Genomic DNA, 24,141 nt, shown 5'->3' with positions numbered 1-24,141 from the left:
CTTATAAAATTATTCGTGTTTTAGAAAAATAATAAGAAAAAGGTGTTTAAAATAGAATCATTTGTATTAACAGTTCAAGTTTTGAAGAATAGTGCATACAATATAAAGTGTTTTCCTTTCTTCATTTAAGTTTTACGTATATAATTTAAAGGTACTATTTTTATTTTATTATTTTATATTTATAACAGAATAGAGGTTTAAAAATGGGTGTTAAAATCATTACGGATAGTGCGGCGGATTTACCGGTAGAATTGCTGCAAGCATATGATATTGATTTAATTCCACTCCGTGTATATGATGAAGCAGAAACAGAGTATTTAGATGGAGTAACATTAGAGTCAGTTACATTATTGCAAAAAATGAGAGAAGGCGCTGTTTATAGAACGTCATTGCCTTCACTTGAAACTTTCCAAGAAAAATTTGTTTCTTATGCAAAAGAAGGTAATCCTTGTATATATTTAGCTTTTTCATCTGAACTGTCTGGTACATATCAATCATCAGTTGTCATTAAAGAGGAAGTAAAAGAAACATATGCAGATTTAGATTTAGAAATTATTGATACGAAATGTGCTTCGCTTGGTCAAGGTCTTGTCGTTTTAGAAGCTGCTAAAATGGCAAAAGGCGGCGCATCAAAAGAAGATATTTTAAACCGTGTCGCTTTTCTAATGAACCATATGGAGCACATCTTCACTGTAGCTGACTTACAGTACCTTGTTAGAGGTGGACGTTTAAGTAAAGTAGCTGGTTTTATCGGTGGTTTACTAAACATTAAGCCTATCTTAAACGTGGAAGAAGGAAAACTTGTACCACTTGAAAAGGTAAGAGGGAAAAAGAAAGTATTAAGCCGAATTGTTGATATTATGGAAGAGCGTGGTAAAGACCTTAAAGGTCAAACAATCGGTATGACTCATGGTGATGACTTAGAAACAGCTGAAGCATTAAAATCATTAATTACGGAAAGATTCGGTTGTGAAGTATTTATCGTAAATACAATTGGTGCAGCAATCGGAGCACATACAGGACCTGGCGTTATAACGTTATTTTTCTTAAATGAAGTAGAGTAAAGGATTGATCTTTTGATCAATCCTTTTTTCTTTAATCTGTGATTACCGGTCGATATGGTATTGGTGAAGATAAAATCATCGAAGTTTTGACTGTTCCAAAAAGAATAACGATATCAATTAATTCTTCTAATTCCTTCATAGAGTGAACTGCTACTTTTAAGTAATAGCTACTTTCACCTGTTACTCGGTGACATTCAAGTATTCTATGTTCTCCGTATATTTTTTCCTCAAATTTTTTACAAGGAATCTTTAAATTTTCAATTCTTAAAAATGCTTGAATTGATTTTCCAACTGCATCTAATGATATCCGTGCGGTATATTTCTCAATTATTCCAGTATCTTGTAATCTCTTTAGTCTTTCGGTAACACTAGGGCGGGTGAGGTGTAAGTGCTCAGTCATTTCTGTAATTGTCATTCTGGCATCTTCTTGTAGTAATAGGGTTATTTTCTTATCAATTTCATCCATGAATTATGCTCCTTTACAAATACGAAAGTGAAATTCTGAAATAAATACATAATGTAAAATCTAATGCCAGACTACATACACTTTTGAATGTTAAATAGACTGACAACTTTCTATAATTAAAATATAAATGGAGGTGCATGTAATGTCTAATCATTTTAATGAAACAATTTCAATTAAAAAGGGAACTGCTTTATACGTCGGAGCGGTTCTAGGATCAGGAATTCTTATATTACCTGGTATGACAGCGAGTGTAGCAGAAGGGAATGCGATTGTTTCCTGGCTTGTTATGATAGCACTTAGTATTCCACTTGCGTTCACATTCGCTTTTTTATCGATTGAGTATCCAAGTACAGGTGGAATTGCTACTTTTTCAGAAAAAGCTTTTGGCAAAAATGTAGGTGCTATTATAGGTTGGTCTTTTTATATAGCAGGTAGTGTTGGGCAAATCGTTGTATCTTTGACTGGTGGCATGTATATAGTGAAGGTTTTTACGTTACCATCATATTTTTCGTACGTTATAGCGCTAATTATTTTAAGTATTTCAATTGGTTTCAATTTATATGGGTTACAAATAAGTGGATTGTTTCAAATATGTATAGGTGTATTAACTTTCATTATTTTAATCGTAACAATTATAAGTTCATTACCTTATATTGAAATGAAGCATATAAATGTAAATATTTCTATGCAAAAAATAAACCCAATTTTAGAGGCATCATTATTAATTTTTTGGTCGTTTTTCGGTTGGGAAGCCATTGCGAGTTTAGCGCCAGAATTTAAAACACCTAGAAAAAGAAATATTATTTTATCCACAGGATTTGCGATTGTTATTATTGGAGTTTTATATATTGGTATTGCATTATCAGTAATTGGAACGAAATCCTATCATATTAATGTTGATAATACTACAGCTCTCGTGCTTGTAATTAAGCAAACTTTAGGCGACCAATTTGCATGGTTAATTGGATTTGTAGCTTTTATCATTTGTTTAGGGACGACAAATGCATTTATTGCAAGTATGGGGCGTTTAGGTTATTCACTAGGAAAAGAAGAAGTTGCACCGCGTTATTTAGCACGTATTGATAAAAAAAGAGAAGCACCAACAAATGCAGTAAAAGTTGTAGGTTGTATTGCAATAATAGGTTTGTTAATAAGTTTCGTTTTCCATATTAGCATAGATAAAATTGTTTTAATACCGAATTCGTTGGGGATTGTTACATACATAGTAGGTACTGCTGCTGGAATGAAATTAATAAAGAATAGGCTAGGTAAAATTTTTTCTATAGTAGCTTTTACATGTTGCGTAGTTATTTACCCTTTTATTGGAGGAGTAGTACTGATCCCAGTAGCCGTAGCATTCATATGTTTATTTTATGTGCGTTTCAGTAGCAGAAGAAAAGAATATAAATAAGGAAGCGTTTATAGAAATCTAAATATTTAAAGATATTAAAATTTTCTCGTTTCATATATAATTGTGTAGGGAGAGATATCTGTAACTATTCGTAAAAATAGGAGGCGGCTATAAAAATGCACGAAATTGCTAAGTGGGATTTAGGTCGATTGTATTCGAATGAGGATATTCTAGTACCAATATTGGAGTTGAAAGAGCAATATTTTGTAACAAAAGATATAGAGATTCTTTCAAAACTTATACAAGCTATTGAAAAAGCAGAATATTATTTGTATTGCCGATCAGTTGAAGAAAGTGTTTCATCTGACCTTACTATATTGACTACGGCAGTAAAAGATTTGAAAAGAGAAGTGCAGCAAGTAATACAACAAAGTGAAGTGGAAACTTCCGATAATATTAATACTAGGTTAATAAAAGACGAACTTAACGCATGGGAAAATATGTACATACAATTAAGGAATAAAATAGAAATAGAACACAATAATAAGCAATTATCATTTGGCCCAGCAAATAATATTGCAATGAATAGTGATAATGAAAAGGAAAGACTACAAGTATTCGAGTTATTAACAAGTGCCTTACATAAGGAAAAAGAAATCTTCGCTACTGTCTTAAATCAAATAGGGAGATTACGCAGTACAAAGAGTAATGAAATAGAAGATAGAGAGATTTTAACGCAATCTCTACATGCGAATGGTATTTCTGAAACTGTATTATTACAAATGTGGAATGCGACAGAAGAAAATCTTGATACATTAGTAAGTGCTTTAAACGTGTATAAAAAGGGGGGAGTTTCGATTACGTGGCATGAACTTATGACAGTAAAGGAAAATAATGAGACTTTTATACCTTTTTCAGTTGCAGTACAGAACATATATGATGCATTACAAGATATTGATAAAGAATTAGCAGAATTTGCACGGAATGCAATAGAGAGTGGGTGGGTAGATGCGGAACCGAGAGATAATAAACCGCCTGGTGGATTTTGTGCTCCTTTTTTCAGTGAAAAAGAATCACGAATCTCAATGCGTTATGACGGAAGTATTGATAGTGTAAGAGTACTTGCGCACGAACTAGGACATGCTTGGCATTTTTATAATATGAGTTTTGAGCAATCTACTTCTTTTTTAGATGATTATTTGCCAATGAGTACGGCTGAATCAGCGTCTATTTTCTTTGAAACCGTGCTTATAAACTATTTAATTCAAACAACAGATAGTATGGATATGAAAAAGTCATTGCTTAGTTGGAAAATAAGAAACTGTTTTAATTATGTAATGGCAATACGAGCATCGTTCGAATTCGAGAAGAACTTTTATGAAAAATGTAAAGAAGGTCCTTTAAGTGCTGATGAAATTGAAAAATTATCTATAGCAGCGCAAGAAAAAGCATACGGGAATGCATTATCAGAATATCAGCCGTTTGTTTGGATGAAATATGTTCAGTTTTATATTACAGATGTTCCTTTTTATAATTATCCATACACATTTGGCTATTTAGCTAGTTTTAGTTTATTAGAAATAGCTCAAGAAAGTAAAAGCACTTTTCATTCGAAATATAAGGAGTTTCTACGAGAAACAGGAAAAGCTCCAGTGGAAGAACTTATGAAAAAACATTTTGAAATAGATATAACAAGTTATGCATTTTGGGATAAAGCTTATAAACAAATTTCTAAAGATATTGATGAATATTTGAGGCTTATTTAGAGTGAAAAAGGGGACAACATACATGAACAGAATAGGAATTATCGGAGCAATGCAAATTGAAATAGACTTACTTTTAGAAAAACTAGCTATACAAGAGGAACAGACGATTGCGGGAATGCCCTTTTACATTGGCGAATTCATGGGAACAGAAGTGATTGTTACAAGATGTGGTGTAGGAAAAGTAAATGCAGCCGCATGTACGCAAACATTAATTCATAAATTTGATGTAGATGCTATCATCAATACGGGTGTTGCTGGTGGGTTACACCCAGATGTAAAAGTTGGTGATATCGTTATTTCAACGAATGTTACCCACCATGATGTAAGTAAAACTCAAATGAAAAACTTATTCCCGTTTCAAGAAGAATTTGTCGCAAGTAAGGAATTAGTAGAGTTAGCACGTATTGCATGCAATAGTAGTAGTTTACATATGGAAATTCATGAAGGAAGAATCATCAGTGGTGAATGTTTTGTTGAAGATTCAAAACTAAAAGCGAAATTAATAGACGAATATGCACCGCATTGTACAGAAATGGAAGGTGCAGCAATAGGACATATTGCTTACATAAATGACGTACCGTTTCTCGTTATAAGATGTATTTCTGACAGTGCAGACGATGAAGCTCAAGTTTCCTATGATGATTTCGCAAGAACTGCCGCAAATTATTGTTCAGAAATTATCGTTGAGATGCTGAAAAATATATTGAGTAATACTTATAGTTCAAAAGGAGAGAATGACAAGTTACAAGCATTAATTTTTGATATGGACGGTACGTTATTTCAAACAGATAAAATTTTAGAATTATCGTTAGATGATACTTTTGATTATTTGCGTTCATTACAATTATGGGATACGGTAACACCTATTGATAAATACCGTGAAATCATGGGTGTGCCGTTACCGAAAGTTTGGGAAGCTTTACTACCAGATCATTCTCTTGAAGTAAGAGAACAAACCGATGCATATTTTTTAGAAAGATTAATTGAAAATATTAAGAGTGGAAACGGTGCTTTATACCCGAATGTAAAAGAAATTTTTACATATATAAAAGAAAATAATTGTTCAATATATATTGCTAGCAATGGTTTAACTGAATATTTACGAGCAATTGTATCTTATTATGACTTAGACCAATGGGTTACTGAAACGTTTAGTATTGAACAAATAAACTCACTTAATAAAAGTGACTTAGTGAAAAGTATTTTGAACAAATATGATATAAAAGAAGCAGCAGTAGTTGGAGACCGGTTATCTGATATAAACGCAGCGAAAGAGAACGGTTTGATTGCGATTGGATGCAATTTTGATTTTGCACAAGAAGATGAACTTGCTCAGGCGGATATAGTAATAGATGATTTATTGGAGTTGAAGGGGATATTGCCTGAAGTAAAGAATAAGCATGTTACGAATTGAATAAAGTAACAATCATAAAAATGCTCAGAATCAATAATTCTAGAGCATTTTTATGTATTTTCATAGTAAGGGGGATTTACTTGAAAGATATACATATTCGACAGATTAAGGATTTAATGATATACGAACATGATTATCTTGTTCAAGAAAGCAAAGAAGAAGGATTTAATTTCCTAATAAGACTTATAAGTGACTATGAAAATAAAATAAACACATTTAATAAAACTGGAGAGTATTTATATGGTATTTTTCAAGGGGAAAGGCTAATTGGAATTGGAGGGATGAATGAGGATCCCTATATAGAAAACAATAAGATTGGTAGGGTAAGGAGATTTTACATTGCAAAAGAATACCGAAGGAAAGGATTAGGAAGGTTACTGTTAGTGCGAATTTTAAGTGATGCGAAAAAATATTTTAATATTGTTGTCTTACATACAGATACAGAACAGGGTGACAAATTTTATACTTCGAGTGGATTTGTGAAAGGGACAAAATATGTAGGAGCCAGCCATTATTTGAATTTATATAAAAGGTAGTGAATTATTTTATATCCCCCTCAATCGGAACTCTTGTTCTATCTTAGGCGGATTAATGATATAATTTATTTGAATCTATTATTAGAATGGGGAATTGGATGATGGGAGAAAATAAAATTATTAATGATTTTAATGAATATTCAATTTGGTTAAATGCATTGAAAGGTATGAAAGATGAATTATGGGTGGCACCAATATCAGAGGGGAAATGGACTATTGGCGAAATAATATCTCATATTATGAACTGGGATGACTATCTATTACGTGAGACATTATCATCAGTGAGAGATGGAAAGGGAATGGAGTTCCCTGATTTTGATACATATAATACACTGGCATCTAGTTATGCCAAATCTGGTATATCTAAGATGAAACTTCTTGAAGAAGCAAAAGCTAAAAGAGAGCTACTCGTAAAAGAACTTAGATTACTGCATGATGAAAACCTAAAGAAACCTTTAACAGCCAATGGAGTATCACACTGTCCTCATACTGGAACGCCGTATTCTCTTATATATATTATTAAAGAATTTATAGAGCATGATAACCATCATAAAAGACAGGTTATTCATTTTTTAAATGAAAATGCAGTTGCTAACTGATAAAGAAAGATCCCACAAATGATATTTATGGGATCTTTCTTACATTATAATTTAACATTCATTTCTTTCAATAATCCCTTCGGATTACCTTTCACATAATAAAAATGTGGATTGTTTTCATCGTCGTAAAGCATAATATAAGGTTTTTCGTTAAGTGGTAGAAGAATAAGTACTTCATCAATTGTTGTTTGTAGCCATTGATTTGTAATAGAAATTGGTTTAGATAAAGGGATTTTTATCATGTGACCATCTTTTGGAACGACATTTAAGTTTTTGAACGGGCCAGTAATGGATTTAGCATATTGAACAGCTTTTTTTTGAATAGCTGGATCTAAAGATTGTTTTTGAACAACCATTTCTTTTTGGCAATCAAATACTTCAATTTGTTGATTTGTATTTGCGAACACATTTGTCGATAATAAGAAACAAAGAAGAGTAATGACCCCGATTTTTTTAATCATAATACAACACCTCGTCTTTACTATACCCTTAAAAGGTTCAAATATTTTCCTGTCACATTTATGTAACAAAGAAGTTGTATAATACAATTGGTTTTTGTTTAAAAGCAATGGAGGATAGCGTATGAGAGTATTAATTGCAGATGATGAACAAGATATGTTAAGAATTTTAAAAGCTTATTTTGAGAAAGAAGGCTTCGAAGTATTATTAGCAAAAGATGGAGAGGAAGCATTTCAAATATTTTATGATGAGAAAATTGATTTAGCTATTTTAGATTGGATGATGCCGAAACATAGTGGTATTACTGTCTGTCAGGAAATAAAAAAGAATTCAAGCGTAAAAGTATTAATGCTTACGGCGAAAAGTGAAAGCGAAGATGAATTAGCAGCGCTTCAAAGTGGGGCAGATGAGTACGTAAAAAAACCATTTCACCCAGGCGTACTAATTACTCGAGCAAAAAAGCTTATACAGCATGATGATGTCATTCAAGTTCAAGATTTGAAAATAGATTTCACTAAAAATAAAGTTTATAAAAATGACAAAGAGTTAGATATTACAAAAACAGAGCTAGAATTAATTAAGTGTTTTTTAAATCATAAAGGCATGATTTTAACTCGTAAGAAATTGTTAGATATCGTATGGGGATTTGACTATTTTGGAGAAGAGCGAACTGTTGATACACATGTAAGAAGATTACGTAAAAAAGTTGGAGAAAATATTATAAAGACGCATCGCGGGCTAGGATATAGTTTGGAGGAGCAGAGTGAATAAACTTGGAAAAAAGCTATTTCTCAGCATTTCTTTTACTGTTATTATTATTTTTACGATCTCTTTATTATTAATTAACTATCTTTTACCGAAATATAATATTTACAAAACGAGAGAGAACTTAAATGAATTTACAGTGCAAATACAAAATATACCTGTAAATGAGTTAGAAGATGTAATTCGTACAATTGAAAGTGAAAATAACGTTACGGTTGCATATACGTCAATCAATCAGTCAGAAGATGATATGAACGAAGCGTTACGCATGCAACTTACGAAAAAGAAAGTAGTTTTAAATAAACTGTGGATTACGAAAGACGAAGTCATGAAGGTGAAAGCAGAAGGGCAATCGAATAAACTGTATGATCAAGAGAAGTTAAAAGCAAGTTTTTTCGCTAAATATATTGCAAAAGATAATACGATAATTTTAATGGGAACTTCTATCGCACATTCAAATGAGGTTATAAAAACGTTAAATACATTTTACTTATACATAGTATGTTTCTCACTCCTTCTTATTATTTTACTTGTGTGGATACTCTCAAAAATAATAACGACTCCATTGAAAGATCTAAGCGATGTAGCTCAGGATATTTCACATTTGAAGTTTAAAAGAACAAAAGTGAAAACGAATGATGAAATAGGAGAGTTAGCCGATAGTATTAATATCATGAGTGAAAAACTACATGAAGCACATCAAGATTTAACAGATCGTAATGAACATTTAAAACGATTTATGGGTGATGTGACGCATGAATTAAAGACACCAATTGCATTAGTAAAAGCATATTCTATGGGAATTAAGGATGGATTGGATGATGGGACATACGTAGATACAATTATTAAACAAACAGATCAAATATCAAACTTAATTGAAGAACTATTACGATTTTCGAAGTTAGAAAGAGATGTTTTACAAAAAGAAGAATTCCCTATTGAACCATTAGTCCGAAGTATAATAGATAAGCATAAAATTGAACTGGAGTCGAAAGAAATACAGTTGCAGACGAACAGTAATATTAAAAATCAGGTCATTTATGCGGATTTAAATAAAATGGGAATGGTGTTTCAAAATTTAATTTCTAACGCAATAAAATATACAGCAAATCAAAACATAATAATCACTTTAGAAGAGAGAAATAAAAGTGTATATTTTCAAATTAAAAATGGGATTAATGCAGAACAAATTAAAGATGTTGATAAAATTTGGGAACCTTTTTACGTCTTAGAATCTTCTCGTAGTAAAGATCATTCAGGTACAGGACTAGGCTTAGCGATCGTGAAAAGTATTTTAGAAAGACATGGTTTTGACTATGGCGTATGTACTAAAGAGGGAGAAATACGGTTTTATATTAATATGAAGAATGACTAATTCAATACAATTAGAAGCATCGTTTATTAATAGGCGATGTTTTTTATTGATTATATGAGAGCAGTAAATCAGAATATATAACCTGGAAAGCCCGTTGGAAGAGTGTTCTACAAATTTCTCAAGTTGTTGTATAAATTATAAACTGAATTTTCAGTAATTTTATTGTATAGTAAAAGGAGAAATATATGGGGAGGAAAGAGTATGGGGAAAAAGAAAATAGCCATTACATTATCAACAATCTTATCTTTATCAGTCACATCGGGAGTTTCTAGTATGACTGCTTATGCAGACAATAAAGAAACAAACTACATAACTGAGAATGATGTGAAGTTAAATGGGAAAGTTTCAGAAAGGTTACAATCAAATACGAAGATCGAATTAGAGAATGGGATGACAAAACCGATTTATTCGCTTGATGAAGCAATTATTGAAAATTTATTTGTAGAAACGGAAGTAGATAGTGATCGAGATGGAAAAAAAGACCGAGTATCAGTAAAAGTTATGCGCCCAAAAACTGATTCAAATGTGAAAGTGCCAGTTATATATGAAATGAGTCCATATCGAGCTGGTTTAAAAGATGTTCCTGTATATAATGTAGATGAAGAATTGTATGCGTATGAAGGTAAACCGTATGGAGCTGTTAATCTTGGTTCATACGGAAATTATTATGTACCAAGGGGCTATGCAGTTATTTTAGGTGAAAGTATTGGAACTGGAAAATCAGATGGATGTCCGACGACTGGGGATGAGCAAGAAATATTAGGGACAAAATCTGTTATTGATTGGGTGAATGGACGTGCGAAAGCATATACAGAATATGGTGAGGAAGTTAAGGCCGATTGGTCAACAGGAAATGTAGGTATGACAGGAGTCTCTTATAATGGTACGTTACCGAATGCTGTTGCGACGACTGGTGTTGAAGGATTAAAAACAATTATTCCAATCGCAGCGATTAGTAGTTGGTATGATTATTATCGTGCAAACGGTGCAGTTATTGCGCCAGGTGGATACCAAGGAGAAGATACAGATAATATGGCAGAAGCAGTACTAACAAGAGAAAATCCGGAAGTTTGCGGACAAGTAATAAAAGAGCTAACAGCTGGACAGGACCGGAAAACTGGTAATTATAATGGTTTTTGGGATAAACGTAATTATGTAAAGGATGCTAAAAATGTAAAAGCGAGTGTATTTGTTGTTCATGGTTTAAATGATTGGAATGTAAAGACGAAGCAGTTCTCACAGTGGTGGGAAGCTCTTGGAGAGAATGGTGTCCCGCGTAAAATGTGGTTACATCAAGGTGGGCACGGTGGAACATCAACGAATGACTGGCAAAGAACACAAAATAAATGGTTCGATTACTGGCTGTATGGAATTGAAAATGGGATTATGAATGAACCAATGGTTGATGTACAACGTGAAAATAAAACTTGGGAAAAATTAAAAAATTGGCCGGATCCAGCAGCTGTACCGTCAAAAGTTCGTATGTATTTAAGTAACAAAGCAGTTAATTTACCATTAAGTATGGGTTCTTTTAATAAGATGTTTTCATTCGTAGATGATGCAAAAATGAAATCAAACGAATTAGTAGCAAACCCAGAATTAGATGTAGCCAATCGATTAGTGTATACAATGCCTGTACTGCAAAAAGATACGCGTATAAGTGGTACACCAAAGATTTCAATTACAGGAAATATTGATCGATCTGTATCAAATTTAACAGCATTACTTGTTGACTATGGAGGAACGAAGCCGGAAATCGTAACACGAGGCTGGATGGATCCACAAAACGTAAAGAGTATAGAAAATTCAACAGCGATTCAACCGGGCAAAGATTATACATTTACATGGGACATGCAGCCAGATGATTATGTCTTTAAAGCTGGGCATCAAATAGGGGTCGTTTTAATTGCTAGCGACTATGATTATACAATTAGACCGAAAGCGGGCACGAAGCTTACAGTAAAATTAAGTGAAGTGACATTGCCAATTGTGAAATAAATAGTTATGAATAAAGAGCTTACTATACGGTAAGCTCTTTACATATTGAAAGGGGAGTTTATTATGAATTTTTATTGGTACATACAAAAATACTTACAACAAATAAGACAATTGCATTCATGATCAATAGGCCATTAAATATAAGCCCCGCAAAACCTCCAGCGAATCCATCTCCTACTTTTTCACCAATTATGTGCAAAGTGGTGAAGAAAACAATGGGGGCAGCAAGAATGAAAATACCACTAGATATTTTCCATATTCACTTATATTTCTTTGCTATAAAGAAAATTAGAGCATTAAAAGCAATAAGAAGTAAAAGAAATATAATGAATGAATTCATTATATCATCCCCCTAATAGAATTCTGAATTTTCGTTTTATATATTTTCATTTTTAAGGAAATATTATACAATATGATTATATTCTATGGAAAGCGAGTGATATAGTATGACAGTCAGCTCTTTCGAATTTTTATTAAAAGTAAAGGTACAGGAAGATTAATTGAATGAAAATCTTCCGTACGTAAAAACGGAGGAGAAAATAAATGTTTAGTTTTTATAGTTCACTTTGCACGGAACTTTATGATTACACAAAGCCTGTCGGTTATTCTTTAAATGGTGATATTGAGTATTACGAAGAACGTTTAAAAAATTGTAGAGGTAGAATTCTCGAAGCAGCAGTAGGATCAGGGCGTGTCATCATCCCACTTCTTGAGGCTGGTTTTAAAGTTGATGGGATTGACTATTCACCTGAAATGCTAGAATCGTGCCGTATAAGATGCGAAGAGAGAGGCTTACACCCTAATTTATATGAAGGAAGCTTACAAAAATTTTCACTGCCATATAAATATGAGGCAATTATCATTCCTACTGGATCTTTTTGTTTAATTGAAAATCGTGTGGATTCTATAAACGCATTGAAATGTTTTTATGAACACCTGAAGCCAGGTGGTCGGTTAATCGTCGATATTATGCTTCCACATGACTGGAAGACTGGAGAGATTCATACATCGACTTTTTCTTTGCCAAGTGGTGATGGAATTACATTAGAAAATAAATCAATTGAAATAGATTGGCTGAACCAAGTTACTCTATCCTATTTAAAATATGAAAAATGGAGTAAAGGAAAGTTAGTACAAACAGAACTACAACGCTTCGCGGTGCGCTGGTATGGAATAGAAGAGTTTAAACTTCTTTTAGAAAGTATTGGTTTTTCTACCATTACTTGTTCTGCTGACTATGCTTATGAAAAAGAACCGTCAAATGCAAATCAAATGTTTACTTTTGAAGCTGTGCGAAACGGAAAATAAAGAACTATCTAAGATAACAAGGCGATCGATACAATATCGATTGCCTTATTTAAATTGTATGTTACTTACATATTGTTGTGTTTTCATTGTCCAAGCATTCTGCTACTAATTACATATACTATTTATATTAAAGACAGTCACTATTATAAATAGAACTGTAATTTTTTTATAAATGATATTTTAGAGAAGTAGGGGGATAAATTTGGCAAACGAAGAACAAGATAGAATTGAAAATCAAGTGTATTCAAATCGTGTAGTAAGATCAGAATTTGATGAGAACTGGGAAACTTGTATATCAAAAAGTGGTTACGTAATTTATGTAGCAACAAGTGATAATGCTGAAGTAATAGTACTTCTTGCAGATGGTTCAAGTAAATTATTAATTTTTGAAAAAGGCGGTAAAGTAGTAGTAGGCGGCGGTGGAACAAGTCATTACAGTAAGCCGCATATTGCGAGAAATATTTAAGGTAGAACAAAACGCTGGAAAACAGTTAGTCATTCATGTGTAGAGCATGATAGACTAACTGTTTTTATTTGTTTAAATCATTTTAGAAAAATTTGATTTATCTCCCATTAACTGGTAGTAAGCCCGCCAACTTAAATTACAGCGAAAGCAAAGAAGTTAGGTCGGGAATCAACGGCTCATAAAAGCTTGATTGGTGAGGACTGATTAAAGTTTCACTTGATTATAAATACATAAGGATGCCCATAAAAAATTAGGAGGAAATTGAACAGATAAGAATTCGTAATATAATGTAAGTTTGTAAGAATTATATATGTAATATAAAAAAGGATTTCTTATTTCGGGAAATCCTTTTTCTATGTTATAGTATAATAGTGTTTTAAAACAATGTTATTTTAATATATTTCAGATTTTGTTGTGTAGTATTTTTATATTAAATCAATTGTGTAAGTATTTTTTTATATAAGGAGTAATAATTAGAGAAATGAAAAATGTAGACTTTATACTAGAAAGTGATGAGGCATTAAAACCGTCTGAACGATTAGTACTATTATTATTAGAGAAGCATAGAATGTTATATACGAACGATCTGTTAGCATTATCTAATTTATCATATAAAACATTAACGGATTCATTAACGGCACTAGTTTTAAAATCATATGTGCTAAAGGAAACAGGCAAGGGAAGAAGACAGAATTGTTATAGATTGGTATGATCAGATTCCTGATTTTAGAGAGCTTATATTAATGTTTTTCGAATGTAAGGGGAAATTCTTTTTTTTGTTTTCAAATGAAAAACACAGGGCAAGGCGCGCTTTCATATTTTAATTTCATTTTTATTAATGTAATTCTATCGGTATTGAAAATAGAAAAATAAAATAAAATAAACTGCATAAAACAGAAATAAAAAAACAATCCGTTTTTAAAATGGATTGTTTTTTTATTGGAATAATATTATTTAATGAATGGAAAACAGGAAGGATTATTCTGCTTCGCTTGTATACTTTTCAGGTAATAATTCCATTACGTTACATTTTACAAGTTCACCATTATAAGAAAGTATAACATTCGTATTTTTTCCATAATCACTTATCAATTCTCGACACATACCACACGGAGCAACAATCCAACATTTTTCAATATCTTCATGAGGGTGTGGGTGAGCGACTGCTACAATAGTATCAAATTCATGATCACCTTCGGAAATAGATTTTCCGATTGCCATAGCTTCGCCACATACTGTTATTCTTCCAACATTCGCTTCAACATGCACTGCTGCATAAATATTACCTGTTTTAGTTCGTACAGCTGAACCGATATGATGACGACCATATTTATAGTTTTTTTCGATTACTTTTTCAGCAGCTGTAATTAAATCATAGTCTTCATTATCTAAAGGCATTACTTGTAACATAACTTCTCCTCCATATTAAACATGATTAGTGCTATCTTAACAGAAAATTTTAATATTTAAAATAAAAGATAGAAATCAGATGAATAATATTATTATGTAAACTGTTTATTGGACAGGAAAATATAATAATCAATAGAACATATAGAAGAGTATGCTTAAATATTTTGAAAGATGGGAGATTTTTTATGGGGATTTTACAATCAATAGTACACGCTGTCATTAGTGGTAATAAGGAAAAAGTGGTGGAGTTTATGAAGGAAAATCCAAATGCTGTTAACGAGTTTAGTGAAGATGGTTGGACTTTACTTCATTTAGCAGCTTATTTTGGAGAAAAAGAGCTAGCAAGTTTTCTTATAGAAAGTGGTACAGATATACATATTAGAGCAAAAAACGAAAATAAAAATACACCTTTGCAAGCGGCAATAGCGAATAAGCAAAGCGAACTTGTTGCTTTCTTAATTGAAAAAGGTTCACATGTAAATGTTATACAAAGTGGTGGTTGGACAGGACTTCACTTCACGAAGCAGCATTATTAGGAAATGAAGAAATAGTTATGCTACTTCTTGAAAATGGAGCTAATAAAGCGATTAAGAAAAATGATGGAAAAACAGCGTATGATATTGCGTTAGAAAAAGGATATGATCACCTTTTACATCATTTAAAACAGGAAGTGAACGTATGATAAATAAATGGAGCGTGGGTATATTTTTATTTAATGATGTAGAAGTGTTAGATTTTGCAGGACCATTTGAAGTTTTTTCTGTAACCGAAGCGGATAAAGAAAAAACATTTACTGTTTATACAGTTAGCCAAAATGGAGAAATGATTACAGCAAGAAACGGATTAAAGGTACAGCCGGATTATAGTATTGAAGATTTACCACCAATTGATATTTTAATTATTCCAGGTGGTAAAGGCGTTAGGGAAAATGAAACTATAATAAATTGGGTTCGACAGCAAATGAAAGAAGTAAAGCTAATGACTTCAGTTTGTACTGGTGCGCTATTACTTGCGAAAGCTGGTTTACTGGAAGGCTTAAAAGCAACAACGCATTGGGCTAGTATTCAAACTTTCAAAAAAGACTTCCCGAATGTAGAAGTAATGGAGAATGTAAAATTTGTAGATGAAGGACAAATTATTACATCGGCAGGTATTTCAGCTGGTATTAACATGTCATTTCATATTGTGAAAAATTTGTTGGGTGTGGAGGTTGCTGAGGAAACGGCCAAAAGCATGGAATATGATATTGATTTACAAAATTAAAAAGCCCAGGTTAGGCTTTTTATATTGAATGAATATAGCTAAGCTCCTCATCACTCAAAATAGGGCGAACAGACGCATTTGCATTTTCTTGTGCTTGTTTTTCTGTTTTTGCACCAGGGATTACAACACTTACTGCTGGATGAGTGAGTATATAGCGAAGTGCAAGTTGTCCTAAGGTCTGATTTTTATTTGAGAGCAATCGAAGTTTCTCTACCTTTTGTAAGTCTTCTTGAAACCAAGTTTTATTTGGCCAATCTTTGCGTAAATCACCATTTGGAAAAGTTGTTTTACTTGTGAATTTTCCAGTTAAAATACCCATTTTTAATGGCCCACGAATAACAGCTCCTAGATTTTTCTCTTGCAAAAATGGCAAAATATCATTTTCTGGTTTTCGATTCAATATATTGTAATCAAGTTGTACGATGTCAATTTTATTGTTTGTATTGAAATGATGAATGTACTGTAAATCATGGGTCGAAACACCGACAGCTCTTACTTTTCCATCACGTTTTAATATTTCAAATGCACGTAAAAATGCTTCTGTTTCTCTACGATTATGCCACCAAATATGACAAAAATAAAGATCAACGTAATCTGTTTGAAGACGTTGTAAACTTGTTTCAAATACGGCGATGATTTTTTCGGGAGTATTATATACAGGTTCTCCATTGGGATCGTAGTGATGTCCGATTAAACCACCTTTCGTTGATAGGATAATATCATTACGATGTCCTTTAATTGCGGTAGCCACTAACTTTTCACTATGTCCTAAACCATACACATCCGCAGTATCAATAAAATTCACACCACACTCAATTGCTTTTTTGATAGCTGTTATAGATTGTTTATCGTTAACAGGTCCCCATTCATCACCACCGATTGCCCATGCCCCAAAACCTATTTCAGAAACAGTTATTCCGGTTTTACCTAATGTACGGTAATGCATATTTTCCCTCCTTGTAAGCATGTTATAACATTGATATGTAGGAAAGATATTCTGTGTGTAAAAACTCTTCTACAATAATAGAAAAAGATTAACAGAAACTACTATTTTATGGCAGCATACATAAAGAATTTCAGTGTAAATATGGAAATGTCGTCGAATGCTATCTTTAATTGGTTAATTTGTGAGATATTTTTGTGAAGGAGCTTATTTTATAAGAATAGAATTATAGTTAGTAAGAGATTATGCCGATGGTAGTGAAAATATATGTGTTAGGGGGATTTCATAATGAGGAAACTCAAGCGAATAAATGTTCCTAATATACAAGAACAACTATCACAGTCTAATGAGAATCGAGCAATTAATAAGAAAAAACTAAGGAGATTTATATTCATGTTTTTATTTATTGCGGCGGCTACTTTGTACGTTCAATTTATTTTAACGAAACAACAAGAAGTAATTGTAGAAAAAAAAGATACAATTACGAATCAAAAAAAACAATTGGTTTCTTTAAAGAAAGATCAGACTTCTTTAAAGACTAACATAGAAAATTTAACAGACGATGAGGAAGAAATTTTGAAGTTTGCGAGAAAAGAATATCAATTTTCTAAGTCCAATGAAACTATATTTGTGTTGCCGAAGTAGTGTAATAGAACAGTTAGCGATTGCTAGCTGTTTTTTCATGTATGAATGGCATGGTACAAGAAACAATCACATATTGTAAAAATGAAGAGTTTGAGCTGTTTTTATAATTATGGAATATATACCGAAATAAATGTTGTTAAAATTCTGTCAATTATATTATAATACAAGTTAAGCGGATACATTTTTTAATCAACGTTGAGTTTATCACTCATACGACTATTAAGAAAACCGTTATCCAGTATTAGAAAGGAAGATAGCTGTGTACGCTTCAAATACAATTTATATCGTAGGGGATGCGAAAGCACCTCAAAATAATCCCATTACCGAAAAGTTCAAAAGTTATTTTGTAGCATTTGTACTTATTAAGGAGACCGGGGAAATTGTAGATGCAGATTGCTCAGCGACAATTGCATTAACATCACAATTCGTTAAATATTTGTTTCTACATAAAAACATTAATGACCCACTATTGGTAACAGAAATAAAAAATAGATACTTCGGTTCGTCTCAAAAGGCACTACTTGTAGCATTAAAAGATGCACAGAAAAAATATAATCAAATCGCTGCTTTGTCTACCCATTCATAGACAAAATCCAGCCGTAAGAATCTTCTTATGGCTGGATTTTTTATTTTTCATTAACCTTCTACATGAAAAGTAAGCAAAAGAGGAGATTTATTGCTCCAACATAATTGAGAATTAATGTTCCATTTTGCCAAACAATGAAAGGATGAACAAAATGAAAATTAATGATGTAAAAGTAAATCGTAGACGTGTAAATCTGCATACACCGTTTAAAACGGCGCTTCGTACTGTAACCGAAATAGAAAGTATAGATGTATATATTCATACAGATGAAGGAATTGTTGGCAAGGGTGCTGCAGCCGCAACACCAGTTATTACGGGGGATTTCGCTAACGGGGTTGAAGAAGCAATTTTAGGACCGATGCGTTCCTGTTTAATTGGTCAAGATATCATTCAATTTCAGCAGTTACTGCAGCACATTCAAATGAGTTGTATTGGAAATCCAAGTGCGAAAGCGGCGGTAGATATTGCTTTATATGATGTGTATTGTCAACACCAAAACGTTCCACTTTACGCATTATTAGGCGGGAAGAAAGAAATTCATACAGATATTACGGTGAGTGTAGATGAGCCTTTCGTTATGGCAAAAGAGGCAAAGCAACATGTAGAAAAAGGGTTTCAAACTTTGAAAATTAAAGTGGGGAAATCTGCTCATTTAGATTTAGAACGTATTGAAGCGATTCGAAATAGTGTACCAAAAAATACGACGTTACGATTAGATGCAAATCAAGGATGGAATCCAAAAGAAGCGGTTTCTATCATTAAAGAAATGGAGAATCGTAATTTAAATATCGAATTTATTGAACAACCTGTTCATGCGAAAGATTGGGATGGGTTAAAGTACGTCAAAGACCATGTGCAAACGCCTATTATGGCAGATGAAAGCATATTTTCAGCCAGCGATGCATTGAAAATCGTACAAGGAAGATATGCAGACTTAATCAATATTAAATTAATGAAATGTGGTGGCATTCGTGAAGCGTGGCGTATTGCAGATATAGCAGAAGCAGCTGGTGTGAAATGTATGGTAGGAAGCATGATGGAATCTTCACTTTCTGTTAGCGCTGTAGCCCATTTGGCGGCAGCTCATCCTAATATTCATTATTTCGATCTTGATGCGCCGCTTTGGTTAATGGAAGAGCCAGAAGGAATGACTTATTCTGGATCAAAGGTAAACCTTCAATCGACAGTGAATAGTAAATCTTAGGAGAAGAGACTAGTAAACTATCTTTTAAGGGGGATATGTATGAAAAAAGTAGGAACTGCATTTTTAACAACTTTATTTATATTTTCATCGTTTACATCAGCGAATGCTGAAGAGAAGAGAGATAGTAAAGCGTTTATCGATGTATCTGCCGCAACACTTTGGACTGCACCTGATTCATTACGACCAATTGATGTACCGAGCGCTACAAATCCAGTTGATTTGTGGAAGTGGACGAAATCGATGACGCTTGATGAGAAACTTTGGTTAACAAATGCAAATAAATTAGAAACGCAAGCGCTATTAGGTCAAGAAGTAACGGTTGTTGATAAAAAAGGGGACTGGGTGAAAGTGTTAGTCCATGGTCAACCAACACCGCGAAATGAGGAAGGTTACCCAGGATGGATGCCTGAAAAACAGTTAACATATAATCAAGAATTTGCAGATAAAACAAATGAACCTTTCGTATTAGTAACGAAACCGACAGCAATTTTATATATAAATCCTTCTGAAAAACACAAATCGCTTGAAGTGAGCTATAATACGAGACTGCCGCTCCTAAGTGAAGATACAATTTCATATCGCGTGTTGTTACCAAATGGACAGAAAGCTTGGCTACGAAAACATGATGGAACGGTTTACCGCTCTCAAAATGATATTCCAACTCCGGCGGCCGATGATTTAATAAACACAGGGAAAATGTTTTTAGGATTACCGTATATATGGGCTGGTACAAGTGGCTTCGGATTTGATTGCTCTGGATTTACACATACAATTTATAAATCGCATGGTATTACCATTCCGCGAGATTCTGGACCGCAATCGAGAAATGGAGTTGCAGTTGATAAAGAACATTTACAAAAAGGAGATTTAATCTTCTTTGCACATGATCAAGGAAAAGGCAGTGTCCATCACGTTGCTATGTATATTGGAGACGGAAATATGATTCACTCACCAAGAGCTGAAAGGTCGGTAGAAATTATACCGTTAAATACACCAGGATATATAGAAGAATACGCTGGCGCCCGTCGTTACTTACCTTAAAAAATAGAGGGGGTTTTCAAATGAAAAAAGTTGTTCGTTACTCATTAGTTAGTACTCTATTAGTTTCTTCAATTTTAGTTGGCTGCGCAAAAGAAAAAACAACGACAAAGCCGAAAGATGAGAAGAAAGTATTACAGTTACTAGAAACGGGTGAAATTCCGTCATTAAATTCAGGAAAAGTAACAGATGCAGTATCATTTAACGTTTTAAATAACGTCATGGAAGGATTATTCCGCTTATCGAAAAATGATGAAGTGATTGAGGCTGGAGCACAAAAATATGAAGTGAGCAAAGATGGAAAAACATATACATTCCACTTACGTGATGCGAAATGGTCTAACGGAGATCCAGTAACAGCTCAAGATTACGTATATGCTTGGAAACAGCTTATCAATCCGGATACTGCTTCTCAATATGCATACATTGCATACGATGTGAAAAATGCGGAGAAAATAAATAAGAAACAACTAGGGGTAGAGGAATTAGGAGTGAAAGCGACGGATGATAAAACATTCGTTGTAGAGTTAGAACATCCTGTACCGTATTTTACGAAATTACTTATTTTACCATCGTTCTATCCAATTAACGAAAAATATGCGAAAGAACAAGGTGATAAATACGGATTAGAAGCAAATAAAGCGGTATATAATGGGCCTTTTACACTATCTGATTGGAAGCATGAAGTGAGCTTTACAATGAAGAAAAACGAAAAGTATTGGGATAAAAAAGCAGTGAAGTTAGATGAAGTAAACTATCAAATTGTTAAAGAAATTTCAACTGCGGTAAATTTATATGAAACAGATAAAGTTGATCGAGCTGTCATTTCAACTGAATTCGTAGATAAATATAAAAATAATAAAGAGCTTAAACAATATACAGATCCGGTTATGTACTTCTTCCGATTCAATGAAAATGTACCGATTCTTAAAAATAAAAATGCAAGGCTTGCGCTAAGTACAGTGTTTGATAAGAAAGGACTTGCGACTTCATTTTTAAATGATGGATCGGTTGCTGCAAATTATTACGTGCCAAAAGGATTTTTAAAAGGTCCAGATAAAAAAGATTTTAGAAGTACGGCAGGTGAGTTTAATAAAACTGATGTAAAACAGGCGAAAGAATATTGGGAAAAGGCGAAGCAAGAGACTGGTACAAATGAAGTAACGCTTGAGTTATTAAACTATGATTTAGAAAACTTCAAAAAAGTAGGAGAATATATTAAAGAGCAGCTTGAGAAAAACTTACCGGGCTTAAAGGTAAATGTGAAATTACAACCACATACGCAAAAGTTAGCGCTAGAGAAGAAAAAAGAATATGAAATGTCATTATCACGTTGGCTACCAGATTATCCAGATCCAATGACATACTTAGAAGTATTCCTTTCTGGAAGTAGTGTGAACAATACTGAATATGCGAATCCAGAATATGATGCGTTAATTAAGAAGATTAAAACAGAATTAGGTAATGATGAAAAAGCTCGTTGGAAAGCACTGCAAGATGCTGAAAAAATGTTGCTGGATGATGCGGTAATTGCTCCAGTATTCCAGCGCGGATTATCTTACTTACAAAAGCCATATGTGAAAGATTTATACGTACATCAATTTGGACCCGCAACAAGTTTAAAGTGGGCAGATGTACAAAAATAAAGGAAGAGAAAACAGACTCCATGTGTGTGGAAGTCTGTTTTTCTTATGTAAAGTTATATAAATTGCTCGCGGTATAAATTACTAGTCTGTAAACAGAGATTGGAGGGGCATGATATTTAGGTTAAAAGAAAGTAATAGGTACTCATGAGGAAACCAATTATAGAAGATGTCGATCAATTTTATAACATTTTAAAGAAAGAAGTTTTTGGCAAGTAGAAAAGTGGATGAAACTGATGGAATAGAAATTATGTATCTACTTGATCCGGAATATTGGGGGAATGGATATGCATCAGAAGTAGCGAAAAATTCCATTCAATATGCAATAGAGCTTATGTGTGTAAAAAGAATAATTGGTAAGTTGATAATAGTAAATAGGGATGGATTTCAATACATAAATGTGATAGAAGCTAACGTGAAGAGAATAAGTTGATAACAAAACAGGTATAGTGTAAAATTACACTAAATAAAACATAAGTTACTTCCGGAGGTGAAGGAATTGAATAAAGAGCTTACAATCGAACTCATATCAACAAAAATAAAGTTAATTCGTACGGAGAAAGGATACACACAGGATAAAATGGCTGAAGTTCTTGGTATTTCAAAAAAAACGCTCGTTCAAATTGAGAAGGGACGAACAAATGCAGGGTGGACCAATACCGTAGCAATTTGTGCATTGTTTAGGGATAGCGAGGTTTTACAGTCTAGTCTAGGAGATGATCCATTAGTAGTCATTGCAACTTTAGCACATAAAAACATAAACAACACCAAACAGAAAACACTGGGAGGAAAAGTCTGGTGGAAACAAATTCAAGAAAAAGGGAACTTTCGTTTACAACAAAATCTAATTAGTCAGCATTATCGTATTTTAGATAAACAAGATTATCGTTGGTTTAACTCGTTTGATTTAGAAGAAGCACTCGGTCACCTTGAAAAATTAGTAGCAGATGCAGAAAATCAATAGACTACAATGACCCAAAATAAATAGGAGGAACTTACATATGCTCATCTTAAGTCTTCTTTGGATACTATACACACCTTATCTCGTATTATGCGGATTTGCGGGTGGGATTTATTTAATAATATCAGGAGTCAAATATCATAAACTACTTGTGAGTATTATGGGATTACTCAGTGTTTCCTTTGTCGTACTGCCTTATATTTTTTGGGGGCTGGGCGTTGAGGGTAGTCAATATCTTGACATCCCAACCGAGCTATATTGGATTCTATTTTCTTTTACTGGGCTACTATCAGGGTTTATAGGTTTACAGTCAAAAATTAAAGGCATACGCAATATGGGATTTATTATTTTTACTAGTGGGATAATCGGAGTCTTTTTCTATTATTTAATGTCTGTACCGGATTCTATGTATATCAGATAGTTTTTTCTAAATTCGACTTATCTACTACTATATGATACTGAATTTAAAAGGATAGTAATAAAAAGGAGATGCTATAGTGTTTCCTTCCAACCACTTGGACATTTGTCTAAGTGGTTTATTTTTTATAAAAAACTGTTCAGTGTAGATAAAGCAGCTAAATCTTTACATAAGCAAGCCCCGATGGTTGAAGGATTAACTAGATTTGGTGAATATGCAAAGTTAGAACAGAAAGCGAGGTTTTGCATATAATCATGGTGTTTATTATAGTGGACGTAGTTTATCGTATTTTGAATTTAATATAGGAGCTGATGGATTATAGACATTTTATATATTTTTTCATGTCTTAAAAATAAAATTATTAGTAAAATTGCAGTGTGAAATTTATGTAGAATCTTGTATAATTAACGTGTTTCTATGGAAACATTTTCTTGTGCTATTTATATAGGGCTTAATAGAACAA

24 protein-coding genes and 3 pseudogenes are annotated in these 24,141 nt (G+C 32.9%); 22 read left to right on the top strand and 5 right to left on the bottom strand.

Features of this window, described 5'->3' with window-relative positions; genetic code table 11:
* The first annotated feature begins 203 nt into the window (after window positions 1–203).
* Window positions 204–1,064 (top strand): DegV family protein, encoded by an 861-nt coding sequence (locus ATN06_RS14415; protein WP_060487101.1) that lies wholly within the window; start codon window positions 204–206, stop codon window positions 1,062–1,064.
* Window positions 1,065–1,095: 31 nt separating this feature from the next.
* On the opposite strand, the gene ATN06_RS14410 is transcribed toward ATN06_RS14415, so the two are convergent.
* Entirely contained in the window at window positions 1,096–1,530 is a 435-nt protein-coding gene (locus tag ATN06_RS14410; RefSeq protein ID WP_060631215.1) for an Lrp/AsnC family transcriptional regulator, read from the bottom strand.
* A 142-nt stretch (window positions 1,531–1,672) separates the two neighbouring features.
* Here ATN06_RS14410 and ATN06_RS14405 point away from each other — a divergent pair, with 142 nt between their 5' ends.
* From ATN06_RS14405 to ATN06_RS14385, 5 genes are all read left to right on the top strand, one after another.
* Window positions 1,673–2,941 carry an APC family permease gene (locus ATN06_RS14405; protein ID WP_060631214.1) on the top strand — a complete coding sequence of 423 codons (1,269 nt, stop codon included), beginning with the start codon at window positions 1,673–1,675 and terminating at the stop codon, window positions 2,939–2,941.
* Window positions 2,942–3,057: 116 nt separating this feature from the next.
* The gene (locus ATN06_RS14400; RefSeq protein ID WP_060631213.1) at window positions 3,058–4,647 is read left to right on the top strand and encodes a M3 family metallopeptidase; all 1,590 of its coding nucleotides are present in this window, start codon (window positions 3,058–3,060) and stop codon (window positions 4,645–4,647) included.
* Window positions 4,648–4,669: 22 nt separating this feature from the next.
* Entirely contained in the window at window positions 4,670–6,061 is a 1,392-nt protein-coding gene (locus ATN06_RS14395) for a 5'-methylthioadenosine/adenosylhomocysteine nucleosidase (RefSeq protein WP_060631212.1), read from the top strand.
* Between the two features lie 80 nt (window positions 6,062–6,141).
* On the top strand, window positions 6,142–6,597 hold the full coding sequence (locus ATN06_RS14390; protein ID WP_060631211.1) for a GNAT family N-acetyltransferase: 456 nt from the start codon (window positions 6,142–6,144) through the stop codon (window positions 6,595–6,597).
* Between the two features lie 101 nt (window positions 6,598–6,698).
* A complete protein-coding gene (locus ATN06_RS14385; RefSeq protein ID WP_060631210.1) occupies window positions 6,699–7,196 on the top strand; it encodes a DinB family protein in 498 nt (165 codons plus the stop codon).
* Window positions 7,197–7,240: 44 nt separating this feature from the next.
* Here the strand turns inward: ATN06_RS14385 and ATN06_RS14380 are convergent, their stop codons facing one another.
* A complete protein-coding gene (locus ATN06_RS14380) occupies window positions 7,241–7,657 on the bottom strand; it encodes a hypothetical protein (RefSeq protein WP_060631209.1) in 417 nt (138 codons plus the stop codon).
* A gap of 121 nt (window positions 7,658–7,778) precedes the next feature.
* Here ATN06_RS14380 and ATN06_RS14375 point away from each other — a divergent pair, with 121 nt between their 5' ends.
* The 3 genes from ATN06_RS14375 to ATN06_RS14365 all read left to right on the top strand — a co-directional run bounded on the left by ATN06_RS14375 (window position 7,779) and on the right by ATN06_RS14365 (window position 11,793).
* Window positions 7,779–8,426 carry a response regulator transcription factor gene (locus ATN06_RS14375; RefSeq protein ID WP_060631208.1) on the top strand — a complete coding sequence of 216 codons (648 nt, stop codon included), beginning with the start codon at window positions 7,779–7,781 and terminating at the stop codon, window positions 8,424–8,426.
* The gene (locus ATN06_RS14370; RefSeq protein WP_060631207.1) at window positions 8,419–9,795 is read left to right on the top strand and encodes a HAMP domain-containing sensor histidine kinase; all 1,377 of its coding nucleotides are present in this window, start codon (window positions 8,419–8,421) and stop codon (window positions 9,793–9,795) included. The genes ATN06_RS14375 and ATN06_RS14370 overlap by 8 nt, the downstream gene beginning before the upstream one ends.
* A gap of 201 nt (window positions 9,796–9,996) precedes the next feature.
* Window positions 9,997–11,793 (top strand): Xaa-Pro dipeptidyl-peptidase, encoded by a 1,797-nt coding sequence (locus ATN06_RS14365; RefSeq protein ID WP_060631206.1) that lies wholly within the window; start codon window positions 9,997–9,999, stop codon window positions 11,791–11,793.
* A gap of 61 nt (window positions 11,794–11,854) precedes the next feature.
* Here ATN06_RS14365 and ATN06_RS14360 read toward each other — a convergent pair.
* A pseudogene (locus tag ATN06_RS14360) lies at window positions 11,855–12,133 on the bottom strand (hypothetical protein).
* 203 nt (window positions 12,134–12,336) lie between these two features.
* Here ATN06_RS14360 and ATN06_RS14355 point away from each other — a divergent pair.
* The 3 genes from ATN06_RS14355 to ATN06_RS14345 all read left to right on the top strand — a co-directional run bounded on the left by ATN06_RS14355 (window position 12,337) and on the right by ATN06_RS14345 (window position 14,279).
* Entirely contained in the window at window positions 12,337–13,101 is a 765-nt protein-coding gene (locus tag ATN06_RS14355) for a class I SAM-dependent methyltransferase (protein WP_060631205.1), read from the top strand.
* A gap of 202 nt (window positions 13,102–13,303) precedes the next feature.
* Entirely contained in the window at window positions 13,304–13,567 is a 264-nt protein-coding gene (locus ATN06_RS14350) for a hypothetical protein (protein WP_060631204.1), read from the top strand.
* A gap of 481 nt (window positions 13,568–14,048) precedes the next feature.
* Window positions 14,049–14,279 (top strand): hypothetical protein, encoded by a 231-nt coding sequence (locus tag ATN06_RS14345; protein WP_029438660.1) that lies wholly within the window; start codon window positions 14,049–14,051, stop codon window positions 14,277–14,279.
* A gap of 266 nt (window positions 14,280–14,545) precedes the next feature.
* Here ATN06_RS14345 and ATN06_RS14340 read toward each other — a convergent pair whose 3' ends face one another.
* Entirely contained in the window at window positions 14,546–14,977 is a 432-nt protein-coding gene (locus ATN06_RS14340) for a cytidine deaminase (RefSeq protein WP_060631203.1), read from the bottom strand.
* Between the two features lie 185 nt (window positions 14,978–15,162).
* Between ATN06_RS14340 and ATN06_RS14335 the strand changes: the two are divergent.
* Together ATN06_RS14335 and ATN06_RS14330 are read left to right on the top strand one after the other, a co-directional pair.
* Window positions 15,163–15,659, top strand: a pseudogene (locus tag ATN06_RS14335) (ankyrin repeat domain-containing protein).
* Window positions 15,656–16,240: a DJ-1/PfpI family protein gene (locus ATN06_RS14330; protein ID WP_060631202.1), complete on the top strand. Its 585-nt coding sequence runs from the start codon at window positions 15,656–15,658 to the stop codon at window positions 16,238–16,240. Before ATN06_RS14335 ends, ATN06_RS14330 begins: the two are co-directional and overlap by 4 nt.
* A 19-nt stretch (window positions 16,241–16,259) precedes the next feature.
* On the opposite strand, the gene ATN06_RS14325 is transcribed toward ATN06_RS14330, so the two are convergent.
* Window positions 16,260–17,186, bottom strand: coding sequence for an aldo/keto reductase (locus ATN06_RS14325; protein WP_060631201.1), 927 nt, complete (start codon window positions 17,184–17,186; stop codon window positions 16,260–16,262).
* Between the two features lie 285 nt (window positions 17,187–17,471).
* Between ATN06_RS14325 and ATN06_RS14320 the strand changes: the two genes are divergently transcribed.
* The 8 genes and pseudogenes from ATN06_RS14320 (at window position 17,472) to ATN06_RS14285 (ending at window position 23,681) form a co-directional block, all read left to right on the top strand.
* Complete coding sequence (locus ATN06_RS14320; protein ID WP_060631200.1) at window positions 17,472–17,828, top strand: FtsB family cell division protein; 357 nt, start codon at window positions 17,472–17,474, stop codon at window positions 17,826–17,828.
* Window positions 17,829–18,087: 259 nt separating this feature from the next.
* Window positions 18,088–18,414, top strand: coding sequence for a DUF3870 domain-containing protein (locus ATN06_RS14315; RefSeq protein ID WP_060631199.1), 327 nt, complete (start codon window positions 18,088–18,090; stop codon window positions 18,412–18,414).
* Window positions 18,415–18,556: 142 nt separating this feature from the next.
* Window positions 18,557–19,618, top strand: coding sequence for a dipeptide epimerase (locus ATN06_RS14310; RefSeq protein ID WP_060631198.1), 1,062 nt, complete (start codon window positions 18,557–18,559; stop codon window positions 19,616–19,618).
* Window positions 19,619–19,657: 39 nt separating this feature from the next.
* Window positions 19,658–20,659: a C40 family peptidase gene (locus ATN06_RS14305; RefSeq protein ID WP_060631197.1), complete on the top strand. Its 1,002-nt coding sequence runs from the start codon at window positions 19,658–19,660 to the stop codon at window positions 20,657–20,659.
* A 20-nt stretch (window positions 20,660–20,679) separates the two neighbouring features.
* Window positions 20,680–22,302, top strand: coding sequence for a peptide ABC transporter substrate-binding protein (locus tag ATN06_RS14300; RefSeq protein ID WP_060631196.1), 1,623 nt, complete (start codon window positions 20,680–20,682; stop codon window positions 22,300–22,302).
* A 144-nt stretch (window positions 22,303–22,446) separates the two neighbouring features.
* Window positions 22,447–22,732: pseudogene (locus tag ATN06_RS14295) on the top strand (GNAT family N-acetyltransferase).
* A gap of 66 nt (window positions 22,733–22,798) precedes the next feature.
* The gene (locus ATN06_RS14290) at window positions 22,799–23,263 is read left to right on the top strand and encodes a helix-turn-helix transcriptional regulator (RefSeq protein ID WP_060631194.1); all 465 of its coding nucleotides are present in this window, start codon (window positions 22,799–22,801) and stop codon (window positions 23,261–23,263) included.
* Between the two features lie 37 nt (window positions 23,264–23,300).
* Window positions 23,301–23,681, top strand: coding sequence for a hypothetical protein (locus ATN06_RS14285; protein WP_060631193.1), 381 nt, complete (start codon window positions 23,301–23,303; stop codon window positions 23,679–23,681).
* The last annotated feature ends 460 nt before the right edge of the window (window positions 23,682–24,141 follow it).

The organism is Bacillus thuringiensis (assembly GCF_001455345.1).
In the GTDB taxonomy this organism is placed as follows: Bacteria; Bacillota; Bacilli; order Bacillales; family Bacillaceae_G; genus Bacillus_A; species Bacillus_A thuringiensis_N.
The sequence above is the reverse complement of the archived record's forward strand: the minus strand, read 5'-3'. Positions and strand labels throughout refer to the sequence as shown.

Bases quoted from the DNA above. Each gene is read 5' to 3' on its own strand.
- ATN06_RS14410 (WP_060631215.1), bottom strand. From the start codon at position 1,530: ATGGATGAAATTGATAAGAAAATAACCCTATTACTACAAGAAGATGCC.
- ATN06_RS14405 (WP_060631214.1), top strand. From the start codon at position 1,673: ATGTCTAATCATTTTAATGAAACAATTTCAATTAAAAAGGGAACTGCT.
- ATN06_RS14380 (WP_060631209.1), bottom strand. From the start codon at position 7,657: ATGATTAAAAAAATCGGGGTCATTACTCTTCTTTGTTTCTTATTATCG.
- ATN06_RS14375 (WP_060631208.1), top strand. From the start codon at position 7,779: ATGAGAGTATTAATTGCAGATGATGAACAAGATATGTTAAGAATTTTA.
- ATN06_RS14285 (WP_060631193.1), top strand. From the start codon at position 23,301: ATGCTCATCTTAAGTCTTCTTTGGATACTATACACACCTTATCTCGTA.
- ATN06_RS14325 (WP_060631201.1), bottom strand. From the start codon at position 17,186: ATGCATTACCGTACATTAGGTAAAACCGGAATAACTGTTTCTGAAATA.
- ATN06_RS14340 (WP_060631203.1), bottom strand. From the start codon at position 14,977: ATGTTACAAGTAATGCCTTTAGATAATGAAGACTATGATTTAATTACA.
- ATN06_RS14310 (WP_060631198.1), top strand. From the start codon at position 18,557: ATGAACAAAATGAAAATTAATGATGTAAAAGTAAATCGTAGACGTGTA.
- ATN06_RS14395 (WP_060631212.1), top strand. From the start codon at position 4,670: ATGAACAGAATAGGAATTATCGGAGCAATGCAAATTGAAATAGACTTA.
- ATN06_RS14415 (WP_060487101.1), top strand. From the start codon at position 204: ATGGGTGTTAAAATCATTACGGATAGTGCGGCGGATTTACCGGTAGAA.
- ATN06_RS14365 (WP_060631206.1), top strand. From the start codon at position 9,997: ATGGGGAAAAAGAAAATAGCCATTACATTATCAACAATCTTATCTTTA.
- ATN06_RS14385 (WP_060631210.1), top strand. From the start codon at position 6,699: ATGGGAGAAAATAAAATTATTAATGATTTTAATGAATATTCAATTTGG.
- ATN06_RS14300 (WP_060631196.1), top strand. From the start codon at position 20,680: ATGAAAAAAGTTGTTCGTTACTCATTAGTTAGTACTCTATTAGTTTCT.
- ATN06_RS14355 (WP_060631205.1), top strand. From the start codon at position 12,337: ATGTTTAGTTTTTATAGTTCACTTTGCACGGAACTTTATGATTACACA.
- ATN06_RS14305 (WP_060631197.1), top strand. From the start codon at position 19,658: ATGAAAAAAGTAGGAACTGCATTTTTAACAACTTTATTTATATTTTCA.
- ATN06_RS14330 (WP_060631202.1), top strand. From the start codon at position 15,656: ATGATAAATAAATGGAGCGTGGGTATATTTTTATTTAATGATGTAGAA.
- ATN06_RS14345 (WP_029438660.1), top strand. From the start codon at position 14,049: ATGAAAAATGTAGACTTTATACTAGAAAGTGATGAGGCATTAAAACCG.
- ATN06_RS14320 (WP_060631200.1), top strand. From the start codon at position 17,472: ATGAGGAAACTCAAGCGAATAAATGTTCCTAATATACAAGAACAACTA.
- ATN06_RS14400 (WP_060631213.1), top strand. From the start codon at position 3,058: ATGCACGAAATTGCTAAGTGGGATTTAGGTCGATTGTATTCGAATGAG.